The 12363-nt window shown below is 62.0% G+C and carries 12 protein-coding genes; 6 read left to right on the forward strand and 6 right to left on the reverse strand.

The features are described 5' to 3' along the window. Positions 1-8: 8 nt before the first annotated feature. Positions 9-1091 (reverse strand): BMP family ABC transporter substrate-binding protein, encoded by a 1083-nt coding sequence (locus PKE98_RS25685; protein ID WP_271198312.1) that lies wholly within the window; start codon positions 1089-1091, stop codon positions 9-11. 393 nt (positions 1092-1484) lie between these two features. Here PKE98_RS25685 and PKE98_RS25690 point away from each other — a divergent pair, with 393 nt between their 5' ends. Next, positions 1485-2033 (forward strand): chromate transporter, encoded by a 549-nt coding sequence (locus tag PKE98_RS25690; protein WP_271198313.1) that lies wholly within the window; start codon positions 1485-1487, stop codon positions 2031-2033. Then, positions 2030-2551 (forward strand): chromate transporter, encoded by a 522-nt coding sequence (locus tag PKE98_RS25695; protein WP_271198314.1) that lies wholly within the window; start codon positions 2030-2032, stop codon positions 2549-2551. The genes PKE98_RS25690 and PKE98_RS25695 overlap by 4 nt, the downstream gene beginning before the upstream one ends. Before the next feature lie 75 nt (positions 2552-2626). Here the strand turns inward: PKE98_RS25695 and PKE98_RS25700 are convergent, their stop codons facing one another. The 5 genes from PKE98_RS25700 to PKE98_RS25720 form a co-directional block, all read right to left on the reverse strand. Continuing rightward, positions 2627-3553, reverse strand: coding sequence for an ABC transporter permease (locus PKE98_RS25700; RefSeq protein ID WP_271198315.1), 927 nt, complete (start codon positions 3551-3553; stop codon positions 2627-2629). Between the two features lie 136 nt (positions 3554-3689). Continuing rightward, on the reverse strand, positions 3690-4787 hold the full coding sequence (locus PKE98_RS25705; protein WP_271198316.1) for an ABC transporter permease: 1098 nt from the start codon (positions 4785-4787) through the stop codon (positions 3690-3692). A gap of 12 nt (positions 4788-4799) precedes the next feature. Further along, positions 4800-6380, reverse strand: a complete 1581-nt coding sequence (locus PKE98_RS25710; RefSeq protein WP_271198317.1) for an ABC transporter ATP-binding protein — start codon at positions 6378-6380, stop codon at positions 4800-4802. 207 nt (positions 6381-6587) lie between these two features. Beyond that, positions 6588-7172, reverse strand: a complete 585-nt coding sequence (locus PKE98_RS25715) for an IMPACT family protein (RefSeq protein ID WP_271198318.1) — start codon at positions 7170-7172, stop codon at positions 6588-6590. Further along, positions 7172-7837 (reverse strand): TetR/AcrR family transcriptional regulator, encoded by a 666-nt coding sequence (locus PKE98_RS25720; RefSeq protein WP_271198319.1) that lies wholly within the window; start codon positions 7835-7837, stop codon positions 7172-7174. The genes PKE98_RS25715 and PKE98_RS25720 overlap by 1 nt, the downstream gene beginning before the upstream one ends. 559 nt (positions 7838-8396) lie before the next feature. Here PKE98_RS25720 and PKE98_RS25725 point away from each other — a divergent pair. The 4 genes from PKE98_RS25725 (at position 8397) to PKE98_RS25740 (ending at position 12248) form a co-directional block, all read left to right on the forward strand. Further along, positions 8397-9389, forward strand: a complete 993-nt coding sequence (locus PKE98_RS25725) for an ABC transporter substrate-binding protein (RefSeq protein WP_271198320.1) — start codon at positions 8397-8399, stop codon at positions 9387-9389. 60 nt (positions 9390-9449) lie between these two features. Beyond that, positions 9450-10484 (forward strand): aromatic ring-hydroxylating dioxygenase subunit alpha, encoded by a 1035-nt coding sequence (locus PKE98_RS25730; RefSeq protein ID WP_271198321.1) that lies wholly within the window; start codon positions 9450-9452, stop codon positions 10482-10484. Further along, complete coding sequence (locus PKE98_RS25735; protein WP_271198322.1) at positions 10481-11290, forward strand: ABC transporter ATP-binding protein; 810 nt, start codon at positions 10481-10483, stop codon at positions 11288-11290. The genes PKE98_RS25730 and PKE98_RS25735 overlap by 4 nt, the downstream gene beginning before the upstream one ends. 160 nt (positions 11291-11450) lie before the next feature. Further along, positions 11451-12248, forward strand: a complete 798-nt coding sequence (locus PKE98_RS25740) for an ABC transporter permease (RefSeq protein ID WP_271198323.1) — start codon at positions 11451-11453, stop codon at positions 12246-12248. The last annotated feature ends 115 nt before the right edge of the window (positions 12249-12363 follow it).

The following is a 12363-nucleotide window of genomic DNA, read 5'->3' on the forward strand; positions in this document are numbered from 1 at the left end:
GATAATACTTACTTGGGCAGTTCCGCCTTAACGTTTTCTACGTAGTAGTTCATCGACGCCAGTTCGGCTTCGGTGGCGACTACGCCCGCCGGGATTTTAACCGCGCCGCTCTGGTCCTTGATCGGGCCGGTGAACGGGTGGAAGGCGCCCGACTTGATATCGGCAATGATCTTCTCGGCTTCGGTTTTCACATCGGCCGGCACGATATCGCTGATCGGCAATTTAACCGTGCCGTCAGCCAGGCCGCCCCAGTAATCCTGGGGTTTCCAGGTGCCGTCGATAACGGCCTGGGTCGACTTGATGTAGTGCGGGCCCCAGTCGTTGACGATGGAGGTCAGCACCGCTTTCGGGCCGAAGTGGGCCATGTCGGAGGCGTAGCCCACCGAGTACACGCCGCGACGTTCTGCGGTTTGAATCGGTGCCGGGCTGTCGGTGTGCTGGAACACCACGTCCACGCCTTGGTCGATCAGGGCATTGGCCGCGTCAGACTCTTTGCCCGGATCGAACCAGGAGTTGACCCACACCACTTTCATTTCGGTGCCAGGGTTGTACTTGTCCAGGGCCAGCTGGATGGCGTTGATATCGCGGATAACTTCCGGAATCGGGAACGAGGCGACATAGCCGACCTTTTTGGTCTTGGTCATTTTCGCCGCGAGGTAACCACCGACGTAGCGACCTTCATAGGTACGCGCCAGGTAGGTGCCCATGTTCTTGTCCTGCTTGTAGCCGGTGGCGTGCTCGAAGATCACACCAGGGAATTGCTTGGCCACTTTCAGGGTTGGGTTCATGTAACCGAACGAGGTGGTGTAGATCAGCTTGTAGCCGCTCTTGGCCATGTTGCGGATCACGCGCTCGGCGTCGGCGCCTTCGGGGACGTTTTCCACAAAGCTGGTGTCGACCTTGTCGCCCAGTGCGGCTGCCATTTCCTTGCGGCCTTGCTCGTGCTGGTACGTCCAGCCGTGGTCGCCCACCGGGCCGATATACACGAAACCGACTTTCAGCGGATCAGCCGCCGAGGCGCCCAGGGTGGCGCTGAAACCGAGTGCGGCGATCAGGGTCCGCAGCAGGGGCTTTTTGATTTTTTTCTGCATAGCCAATGAAGCTCCAGTGGTGTGTGTCGTTGTTCTTTTGAAGTGCTGCCCTCTGGATTGCAAAAAATTGACCAACTGGACAATTAAGCGGTGTAAATGCTTAAAAGCGGGGCTTGGGTAGTTCTCCAATGGACGGGGGAGGGCGCTGTTGGTGCACGGCGGAAAGTGCGCGCTGTGATCTGGTGCAGCGTCGTGTTCTGGATGGGGGCCTGACTCAAAATGCTGAACCCCAGCCTTCGCTGGGGTGACGGAAGTCTCTCCACTACCACCGTCATTCCTGCGCAGGCAGGAATCCAGAATCGCAAGACGAACCCCCTCTCGAATCCCAAGAAAAGCAGAGGCCGCTATCTACTGCTTATAATCCCGCCTTCCTGCATTCCAAGGACCGTCACCGTGGAAGACGTCTCTATCCACCGCCCCCGCCGCCGCGATCTGTTCTTCGGCTTTCTCAGCCTGGGCCTCACCTCCTTCGGCGGCGCCTTGCCCCTGGCCCGCCGCGCGCTGGTGGAGCGCCTGCACTGGCTGAGCGACGAAGAATTCACCGAGCTGCTGGGCCTGTGCCAGTTTCTGCCCGGCGGCAACATCATCAACCTGTCGGTGGCCATGGGTATGCGTTTCCATGGGTTTAGCGGCGCCATGGCGGCCATGCTCGGGCTGATCGCCGGGCCCACAGCCATCGTTATCGGCCTGGGGGTGATCTACGAGCGTTTTCACGATGACGCCCATGTGCGCCATCTGTTCGCCGGCCTGGCCGCCGCTGCTGCGGGCCTGATGGTGGCAATGGCAATCAAGATGCTCAAACCGCTGCGCGGCAAACCTCAGGCGATTGCCATTGCCCTGCTGGCGTTTGCCGCCCTCGGTCTGCTGCATATGCCGTTGCTGTGGGCCATGTTGCTGATTACCCCGCTGAGCATTCTGCTCGCCGCGAGGGCCGCGCGATGACCGAAACCCTGTTCGCCCTGGCGGTTATTTTTACCCAACTGTCATTGCTGGCCTTTGGTGGCGGCAACACGGTGCTGCCGGAAATGCAGCGCCAGGTGGTGGATGTGCATCAGTGGATGACCGCCGCCGATTTCGGCGCGCTGTTCGCCCTGGCCCGCGCCGCGCCGGGGCCCAACATGATGGTGGTGCCGCTGATTGGCTGGCACGTGGCCGGGTGGAGCGGAATGCTGGTGGCGTCGGTGGCCAAGTTCGGGCCGTCGTCGCTGATTACCATGTTTGTGCTGCACCTGTGGACCCGCTTCAAAGACCACCCCTGGCGCGGCTACGTGCAAGTGGGTCTGTTGCCCGTGACCATCGGCCTGGTGGCGGCCAGCGCATTGCTGCTGGTGCAAGCCACCGCCACCACCTGGCTGCTGGCGGTGGTCGTGGCGGTGGTGGCCGGGTTGGACGTATTCACCAAATGGCACCCGCTGTGGTTGCTCGCAGGTGGCGCGGTGGTCGGCCTTATTTTCGGCTGAGATGTAGGGCGAATATCGCATTGGCGATAGCCGCCGATACGGTCACGTTCGCCCCACGAGGTCGTTAACCGAAGATCAATGCCCGGGCTGCCAAGGCTTACCCAGCGAAACGGGGGCAAACAGGCGGGTCTTGATTGCATCACGCGACAACAGCACTAACACCACAATGGTCGCCACATACGGCAGCATCGCCAGCAGGTTGGACGGCACCGAAAGGCCGACCCCCTGGGCTACCAGGTGAATGATGCTGGCCAGGCCAAACAGGTAGGCGCCCAGCAGCACGCGAAACACCCGCCAGCTGGCGAACACCACCAAGGCTAGGGCGATCCAGCCGCGGCCGGCGGTCATGTTTTCCGCCCACATCGGCGTGTACGCCAGTGACAGGTAACCGCCGGCCAGGCCAGCCATTGCACCACCGAACATCACCGCCAACGTGCGTACCCGCAGCACCGGCAAACCCATGGCGCTGGCGGCATCGGGGTTTTCGCCGACAGCCTGGATGATCAGGCCGATACGGCTTTTCAGCAGCACCCAGGCCACCAGCACGAACAGGGCGAAGGACAGATAGATCAATGCGTCCTGGGCAAACAGCATGCGCCCGATCAGCGGAATTTCACTGAGCAGCGGAATGGCCAACGGCTCGAAACCGGCCAGCGGTTTGCCCACCCAGGCGGCGCCGATAAAAGAAGAAAGGCCGACGCCAAAGATGGTCAAGGCCAAGCCGGTGGCCACCTGATTGGCGTTAAAGCCCAAGGCCACAGCGGCGAACAGCAGCGACAGCAACATGCCCGCCGCAATCGCCAGCAGCACGCCCAGCCACAGGCTGCCGGTGCTGAAGGCCACGATAAAACCTACCACCGCGCCGAACAGCATCATGCCTTCCTGGCCGAGGTTCAGAACGCCGCTTTTCTCACAGATCAATTCGCCCAGGGCCACCAACAGCAACGGCGTGCCGGTGCGGGCCATGGCAAAGAGGATGTTGCTTAACAGGTCGAGATCCATCGGGTGTTGCTCCGCAAAAATTGTTGTTGCCAGCGAAAAGCTTGCCCTCACCCCTAGCCCCTCTCCCGCAAGCGGGAGAGGGGAACTCAAGGCTCCCTCTCCCCTCGTGGGAGAGGGCTGGGGTGAGGGGGGACCTTCAGGCCACCGCCGCTTTCCCCACCAAGCGCTTCTTCCAAACCGCCTTCATGCGCGGGCGATACAAAATCAACACATCACACGCCAGCAGAAAAAACAGCATCATCCCCTGGAACAACTGGGTGATTGCCTGCGGCAGGTTGAGGCTCAGTTGCGCGCTCTCGCCGCCGATATACAGCAGCGCCATGAGCAAACTGGCGAACACGATACCCAGTGGGTTCAGGCGGCCGAGAAAGGCCACGGTGATCGCGGCATAGCCGTAGCCCGGCGACACTTGCGGCACCAACTGGCCAATCGGCCCGGCCACTTCGCTCACCCCGGCAAGCCCGGCCAACGCACCGCTCACCAGCAGGGCAAACCACACCAGGCTCTTCTCGCGAAAACCGACAAAGCCGGCAGCGCGGCGGTCCAGCCCCAGCACCTTGATTTGAAACCCGAGAAAGCTTTTCTGCAGCAATACCCAGATCACCACCAGCGCCAACAGCGCAAAGTAGATGCCGCTGTGCAGGCGCCCGTCGTCACTCAGCAACGGCAAACGCGCCATGTCGCCGAACATGGCCGACTGCGGAAAGTTGTAGCCTTCGGGGTCTTTAAGCGGGCCGTGAACGAAGTACAGCAACAGGTTCAGCGCGATGTAATTGAGCATGATGCTGGTGAGGATTTCGTTGGCATTGAACTGCGTACGCAGCCAGGCCGTGAGCCCACCCCAGGCGGCACCGGCGAAGGTGCCGGCAGCCAGCACCCAGACCAGCGCCCAGCGGCTTTCCCAGTCAATGACATTCACCGCCACCGCACTGCCGGCCAACGCACCGAGCAGCAGCTGCCCCTCGGCCCCGATGTTCCAGATACGCGCCTGGTAGGCCACTGCCAGGCCCAGGGCACAGAGCAGAATCGGCAGCGCTTTTACCAGCAGTTCCGACACCCCGTACCAATCGCTGATCGGCGCGATCAGCAAGGTATGCAGGGTGAGCCCAGGCGAAAGGCCCAGCAGCAAAAACAACAACGAGCCGCAGAGCAGTGTGAGCACGGCGGCCAGCAACGGTGACAGCCACAGCATGGCGCGCGATTGCTGGCCGCGCGGTTCCAGGGATAACAACATTCGGGTGCTCCGTCAGCTCAGGGTGGCAGCGCTGCTGGCGCTGGAACCGGTGCAAAGGTGGGGCGCCTGGGGCGCAAATTGGCCAGCCATCCAGCGTCCGACATCCGCCGGCGTGGTGCTGGCGGTGGCGGCCAGGGGCGACAAGGTGCCGCCGGACAAGGCGCCGATGCGGTCGCTGATCTGGAACAGTTCGTCGAGGTCTTCGCTGATTACCAGAATCGCCGCGCCGGCATCGCGCAGGGCAATCAACGCGCGGTGAATGGCGGCCGCGGCGCCCACGTCCACGCCCCAGGTCGGGTGCGCGGCCACCAGCAGTTTGGGCTGCTGCATGATTTCCCGGCCGAGGATAAATTTCTGCAAATTGCCGCCGGACAGGCTGCGCGCCGGCGCTTGCGCGTTCGGGGTTTTCACCGCGAAGCGCTGAATGATTTCTTCGGCAAAGGCCAGCACCTTGGCGCGCTTGATCAGGCCTTTACTCAGCAAGCCTTGTTGAAAGGCTGTGAGCAGAGCGTTGTCCGAGAGCGACATGTCCGGCACCGCTCCGTGGCCCAGACGCTCGGCCGGCACAAAGGCCAGGCCGCGTGAGCGACGGGCATCGGGGTAGAGGTTGGCGATGGGGTGGTCGTCCAGGCTGATGCGTTCGCGCTCGCCACGGGGCAACCGTACTTCGCCGCTGAGCAGGGCCAGCAATTCGTCCTGGCCATTGCCGGCAACGCCTGCAATACCGACGATTTCACCGCTGCGCACTTCCAGCCGCAGGCTGGTGAGCGAGGTGCCGAACGGGTCGATGTTGTGCCAGTTGAGGTCGTCCACACGCAGGCGCACCCGGCCGCCGCTGACTTTCGGGTAGCTGCTTTCCAGCCCTTCGGCATCGCCGACCATCAGCTTGGCCAGCTCCAGGTCCGAGCAGTCGGCCGGTACGCAATGGCCCGATACCCGGCCACCGCGCAGCACCGTGGCGCTCTGGCACAGCGCGCGCACTTCGCCGAGCTTGTGGCTGATAAACAGAATGCTGCAGCCCTCGGCGGCCAGGCGGCGCAGGGTGGCGAAGAGTTCATCGGCCTCCTGGGGAGTGAGCACCGAGGTGGGCTCGTCGAGAATCAGCAGCTTGATGTCCTGCATCAGGCAGCGAACGATCTCCACCCGCTGGCGCTCGCCAATCGACAGGCTGTGTACCAGGCGCTGTGGCTCCAGGGGCATGCCGTAGCGTTGCGACACCTCGCGGATGCGCGGCTCCAACTGCTTGGGCGTACCGGCCTCGCTGCCCATGGCCAGGGCAATGTTTTCGGCCACGGTGAGGGTTTCGAACAACGAAAAATGCTGGAACACCATGCCGATGCCCAACTGACGGGCCATTGCAGGGTCACGCATTTTCAGCGGCTCGCCGTGCCAGACAATACTGCCGCTGTCGGGCTGGGTGACGCCGTAGATGATCTTCATCAGCGTGCTTTTGCCCGCACCGTTTTCGCCCAGCAACGCATGGATTTCCCCAGGCTCGATACTGAGGTCGATACGGTCGTTGGCCAGGCAGCCGGGGTAGCGCTTGGTGATGCCTTGCAACTGCAAGCGCGGAACAGGAGGGGAACTGGACATGGTCACTGACTCGAAAAAGACAACTGAGTCAGCTATAAGCAAAAACTTGGCCAGTGGGTCAGAAACGAGCAATAGAGCGGCTAAAGTTTTTTATCGGGCGAACATCGGCACCACGCTGGTGCGCAGCTGCTCTTGTAGGGTGTGCTCCGCGCACCAAGCGATTTCCCCGGTATCGCCACGGTGCGCACCCGAACGCGGTTCAGCGATCTACGCTCGCTGCACAACGATGCGCCCACGGCTGATATCCGCCAACAACTTCTGCAACTCGGCAAACCGCGCCTCGGGAATCGCGATCTGCATCTGGGCGCCTTCACCGTCGTACTGCTCGCTTTGCAGCAAGGCCTCCAACTCGCCCAACCGTGATTTGAGCAGCGGCAGCTCGGCAAACTGGCAGTGGCACGTGCAGCTCACCCGGCTCACCAGTTCCACCCGCTCGCCGGCTTGCAAACACTTGCTTGCCCCGCCGCCATAGGCGCGAGCCAGGCCGCCGGTGCCCAGCTGAATACCGCCGTACCAGCGAATCACCAGCACCACCACCTGGTCGCAGTCCTGGCCTTCGATGGCGGCCAGAATCGGTCGCCCGGCTGTGCCGCCGGGTTCGCCGTCGTCGTTGAAACGGTAGTGCTGGCCAACCTTCCACGCCCAGCAATTGTGGGTGGCCGCCAGGTCACTGTTGGCGTCGATAAACGCCTGCGCCTCGGCGGCGCTGGTAATGGGCGCGGCCAAGGTAACAAAGCGGCTTTTCTTGATTTCCTCGCGGTACTCGCAAGGCTGGGCCAGGCTGAACGGCATCAGGCGCTTGGCGGCGTGAGCCCGCAGCCTTTGAGGATGATATGGATAAGCGTGTCGGTGGCCACGGCGAAGTCTTCTTTGGCCAGCTTTTTACGCCCGGTGAGGCGGCATACCTGCTGGTTGAAGTCGGCGTAATGCTGGGTGCTGCTCCACAGCAGAATAATCAGGTGCACCGGGTCTACCGGGTCGATCTTGCCGGCCGCTATCCAGGCTTCGAACACGGCGGCGCGGCCGCGGAACCAGGTGAGGTAGTCCTGGTTGAAGTACTCGGTCAGGCACTCGCCGCCCCCAATCACTTCCATGGCGAAAATCTTCGAGGCCAGCGGCTGGCGCCGGGAAAACTCCATCTTCGCGCGGATATACGCCGCCATCGCTACCGCTGGATCGTCCTCGGCGGTCAGGGCGTTGAATGTGCTGTCCCACAGCTCGAGGATATTGCTCAGCACCGCCAGGTACAGCCCCAGTTTGTTGTTGAAATAGTAGTGCAGGTTGGCCTTGGGCAGGCCGACGGTCTGCGCAATGGTGTTCATGCTGGTGCCTTTGAACCCGTGACGAGCGAACTCTTCTTCGGCGGCAGCCAGAATCGCTTCTTCGTTTTTCTGGCGAATACGACCGGCTGGTTTGCCGGTGTTTTTGGCGGTGTGCGCGGGGACTTCGAAGTTCATAACTACAACCGAACCGTTGAGTGTGGGGAGCCTGTGCACTGATAACCCAGGCGGCTGCCCCCTTACAAGCGCACGACGCAGAAAAACCCGCCGATGTCGCCTTCAGTGCCGGTGGTGCACCGTCGTTGTGCGTATTTGCAGGGCGCGTGCGCGGTTTTGAGGCCGCCGTGCGGGCGGCACAACTGTCCCATCGGTCAACAAAGGCCGCTGGAATCGGCCTTTTGCTCAGGTTGGCACAGCCTCTGCAAAGACCTCATCCGAGTAGAAGCGGTTAGCGTCGAGGCAGTTCATTCGACGTAGGACATTGCTCTTGCGGCCACCCGGTCGCACACCCGGTATTGGGTGCTTGATCCTGGCAAAAGCCTGGACGAGAGAGAGGTCAGCCATGAACCGTTTTTCAGCTTTCATCATGACGCTTCAACCCACAGGCATCGTTCTGTCGGTTTCTCGTTGCCGCGCATTTTTCCTGTTCAGCACCCCGTCCGGTTTCCCTCGCAGCCCGGCGCGCTTTGCGTTGGGCGCGGACTTCTATGTGTCCTCCTCAAGAGAGAAATGCATCATGAAAGCACGCCTTGCTCTGGGTTCCATCGCTTCTATCCTGCTGAGCTTTTCGGTGCAGGCCAACGACAAGATCGTGCTGCTCACCTCCTGGTATGCCCAGGCCGAGCAGGGCGGTTTCTACCAGGCCAAAGCCAAGGGCATTTACGCGGCCAACGGCCTGGATGTGGAAATCCGCATGGGCGGCCCGCAGGTCAACGGTATGCAATTGCTGCTGAACAAGCAGGCCGACGTCATCATCAACTACGACCTGCAAGTGCTCGCCAGCGTGCAGCAAGGCTTGCCGGTGGTGGCCATCGGCGCGCCGTTTCAGGGTGACCCGCAGGGCATGCTGACCCACGCCGATGTTACGGCGCTGGAGGGCCTCAAAGACAAGAAAATCCTCGTCTCCACCTCCGGGCAAACCACCTGGTGGCCGTGGCTGAAAGGCAAATACGGTTTTACCGATGCCCAGGCCCGTCCATACACCTTCAACCTGCAGCCATTCTTTGCCGACGCCAATACCGCGCAGCAGGGCTACCCGACTTCGGAGCTGTTCCAAGCGCAGAAGGCCGGCGAGAAAGCCAACTTCTTCCTGTTCGCCGATGCCGGTTACCCACCCTATGGCTCCACCCTGGTTACCCGCCAGGACGTGATCGCCCAGCGCCCCGAAGTGCTGCAGCGCTTTGTCAAAGCCAGCATGGAAGGCTGGAAAAGCTACCTGGCCGAACCCGGTGCCGCGAACCAATTGATCAAGCAAGACAACCCGAGCATGAACGACGAACTGCTCAGCTGGGGCGTGGCCAAGCTCAAGGAATACCGCCTGGTTGAAGGCGGCGATGCGCAAACCCAGGGCATCGGCACCATGACCGACGCACGCTGGCAGGCCACCCGCGACTTTATGGTTCAGGCCAATTTGCTGAGCGCCGACACCGACTGGAAAAAGGCTTACGACACCCGCTTTGTGCGCGAGCTGAAAGTGCTGCCGGCCGCCGCTGACGTCGCTGCCCAGTAAACAGAATTGCTAGCCCCGCCACAGAGCGAGGGCGTTAAAAGATCCGATGAGGAACCCGCCATGCTTGTAACCCAACAACCCGTGCTGCGCCGCTTCTGGTATGCCCTGATGCCCGTGAGCATGCTGGCCGACGGCCCCAAACCCTTCACCCTGCTAAGCGAACGCCTCGTGCTGTTCATGGGCAAGGAAGGCCCGGTCGCCCTCGCGGACCGCTGCTGCCACCGCACCGCCCAGCTGTCCAAAGGCTGGGTCGATGACGGCGTGATCGTCTGCGGCTACCACGGCTGGCGCTATGACCAGAGTGGTGCCTGCGTGTGCATTCCGCAGCAAGCCGACAACGCGCCGATCCCCGCCGGGGCGCGCACCGACGCCTACCACTGCGAGGAAAAATACGGCTACGTGTGGGTGTGCCTGGGCGACCCGCTGCAACCCATTCCGCACTTCGACGAAGAGGGTCAGCCGAAGTACCGGCGCATCTTCCAGTTCTACGAAGAATGGCAAACCAGCCCGCTGCGGTTTATGGAGAACTCCTTCGATAACTCGCACTTCAGCTTTGTGCACAAGGCCAACTTCGGCATGCTCAGCCAGCCCAAGCCGTCCAAGTATTTGCTGGAGCAGAACGAGTGGGGTTTCGAGGCCGAAACCATCGTGCCCATCAACAACCCGCCAGCCGGCCACCGCGTGACCGGCACCGACGCGCCGACCACCACGCGCCACCTGTTCAACCGCTGGCACCTGCCATTTGTGCGGCGCTTTGGCTGCACCTACCCCGACAGCGGCCTGCACCACATCATCTACAACTGCGCCACGCCGATTGATGACAAGCGCATTCAGCTGGTGCAGTGGCTGTACCGCAACGACAGCGAAGAAGCGTGCAGCACCGAAGAGCTGATCGCCTGGGATGCGCCGATCACCCTGGAAGACAAAGAAATTCTGGAAGCCACCGACTACGACGCCTGCGTCGATACCCGGCGGCGCGTGGAGTTTCATATGGAGTCGGACAAGCCTGGTTTGATCATGCGCAAGATGCTTTTCGAGCTGCTGCAAAAACACGGTGAGCAAGAGCAATTCCGGCCTGCGGGCATGCCGCTATGAACGCCGCCTTCAACCTGCCGGTGAGCGAAGAACCGCCGGTGCTGTTGGCCAACCAGGTGGAGAAAACCTACGGCAACGGCACCCATGCGCTGCAGAAAATGAAACTGGAAATCGGCCGTGGTGAGTTCGTGTCCTTGCTCGGCCCGTCCGGCTGCGGCAAGAGCACGCTGCTGAAAATGTTCGCCGGTCTGGAACAGCCTTCCGCTGGCCATGTGCGGTGGTGGGGCAAGGGCGAAATCGCCAGCGATAGCGCGCAACAGAAACTGGCGATGGTGTTTCAGGAAGCCACCTTGATGCCCTGGGCCAAGGTGGCCGACAACGTGCGTTTGCCGCTGGACCTGATGCGCCTCGACCGCGGCGAAAGTGCACCTAGGGTGCAGGCCGCCTTGGAGTTGGTAGGCCTGGGCAAGTTTGGCGGTGTGTACCCGCGCGAGCTTTCCGGCGGCATGCAGATGCGCGCCTCGATTGCCCGCGCCTTGGCCACCGAGCCCAATCTGTTGCTGATGGATGAACCCTTTGGCGCGCTGGATGAATTCACCCGCAACCGCCTGGACAGCGACCTGCGCCAGCTGTGGGCACGACGTGATCTGACCGTGGTGTTCGTCACCCACAGCATTTACGAGGCGGTGTTTTTATCCTCGCGCGTGGTGGTAATGGGCGCGCGGCCGGGGCGGGTGATTGCCGATGTGAAGATCGAGGGGCCGGCTGAGCGCGATGAGGCGTTTCGGATGTCGTCCGGGTTTATCGAGCAGTGCGCGCGGTTGTCGGCGTTGTTGGTGGAAGCGAATGGGGAGGGTAGGCATTGAATCTGCGTGCGCCCCGGCCCTCACCCCTAGCCCCTCTCCCGCGCGCGGGAGAGGGGAATCTAACCGCGATCCCGCTTGTCTCCCCTCGCCCGCTTGCGGGAGAGGGGCCGGGGGTGAGGGTGCTCTTGCTCGCCCCACTCGCAACCACAGGAGAAACCCTATGACCCAACAACCCTGGCTCTCCAACCCCAGTGTGCAAAACATTGTCGCCCCTGTGCTGGTCGGCGCTGTATTGCTCGGCCTATGGCAACTGCTCTGCGTCGCACTCAAGGTGCCGGTCTACCTGGTGCCCAGCCCGGCCGACATCGGCCGTACCCTGATAACCGACGGCCCCCTGCTGCTCGGCGCCCTGTGGGTCACGCTGAAAATCACCTTCCTGTCCTTCGCCCTGGCCGTGGTGCTTGGGGTGCTGGCTGCTTTCCTGTTTGTGCAAAGCCGCATCATCGAAGCCAGCCTGTTTCCCTACGCCATTTTGTTGCAGGTAACCCCGGTGGTCGCCATCGCGCCGCTGATCATTATCTGGTGCAGCAACGCGACGTTGGCGCTGGTTATTTGCGCGACGCTGGTGGCGATCTTTCCGGTGATTTCCAACACCGTGCTGGGCCTGCGCAGCGTAAATCCGGGGTTGCTCAATCTGTTTCGCCTGAACCGCGCAAGCCGCTGGCAAACGCTGGTGCGGCTGCGGATTCCCAGCGCCTTGCCGTACTTTTTTGGCGGGCTGCGCATTGCCAGTGGGCTGGCCTTGATTGGCGCGGTGGTGGCGGAGTTTGTCGCTGGCACCGGCGGCACCGGCGCGGGGCTGGCGTACCAGATTTTGCAGGCCGGCTTTCAGCTGAACATCCCGCGCTTGTTTGCCGCCCTGGTGCTGATTGCCCTGACCGGTGTGCTGCTGTTCAGCCTGATGGCGGCGCTCGCCCGGTATAGCCTGGGCCATTGGCATGAGAGTGAGCAGGGCTGAATAACCCATGGTGCGCACAGTGTTCAGCCGGGGGACATAGGTAACGGGTGTCGGGAGACATAGGTAACGCATTTAGGCTTAAGGGCTTCATCGAATCGGGAGATCGAGTGATGCC

This window comes from Pseudomonas turukhanskensis, assembly GCF_027922365.1.
Taxonomy (GTDB): domain Bacteria; phylum Pseudomonadota; class Gammaproteobacteria; order Pseudomonadales; family Pseudomonadaceae; genus Aquipseudomonas; species Aquipseudomonas turukhanskensis.

Bases quoted from the DNA above. Each gene is read 5' to 3' on its own strand.
- PKE98_RS25715 (WP_271198318.1), bottom strand. From the start codon at position 7,172: ATGCCGTTCAGCCTGGCCCAGCCTTGCGAGTACCGCGAGGAAATCAAG.
- PKE98_RS25730 (WP_271198321.1), top strand. From the start codon at position 9,450: ATGCTTGTAACCCAACAACCCGTGCTGCGCCGCTTCTGGTATGCCCTG.
- PKE98_RS25695 (WP_271198314.1), top strand. From the start codon at position 2,030: ATGACCGAAACCCTGTTCGCCCTGGCGGTTATTTTTACCCAACTGTCA.
- PKE98_RS25740 (WP_271198323.1), top strand. From the start codon at position 11,451: ATGACCCAACAACCCTGGCTCTCCAACCCCAGTGTGCAAAACATTGTC.
- PKE98_RS25735 (WP_271198322.1), top strand. From the start codon at position 10,481: ATGAACGCCGCCTTCAACCTGCCGGTGAGCGAAGAACCGCCGGTGCTG.
- PKE98_RS25705 (WP_271198316.1), bottom strand. From the start codon at position 4,787: ATGTTGTTATCCCTGGAACCGCGCGGCCAGCAATCGCGCGCCATGCTG.
- PKE98_RS25700 (WP_271198315.1), bottom strand. From the start codon at position 3,553: ATGGATCTCGACCTGTTAAGCAACATCCTCTTTGCCATGGCCCGCACC.
- PKE98_RS25710 (WP_271198317.1), bottom strand. From the start codon at position 6,380: ATGTCCAGTTCCCCTCCTGTTCCGCGCTTGCAGTTGCAAGGCATCACC.
- PKE98_RS25720 (WP_271198319.1), bottom strand. From the start codon at position 7,837: ATGAACTTCGAAGTCCCCGCGCACACCGCCAAAAACACCGGCAAACCA.
- PKE98_RS25725 (WP_271198320.1), top strand. From the start codon at position 8,397: ATGAAAGCACGCCTTGCTCTGGGTTCCATCGCTTCTATCCTGCTGAGC.
- PKE98_RS25685 (WP_271198312.1), bottom strand. From the start codon at position 1,091: ATGCAGAAAAAAATCAAAAAGCCCCTGCTGCGGACCCTGATCGCCGCA.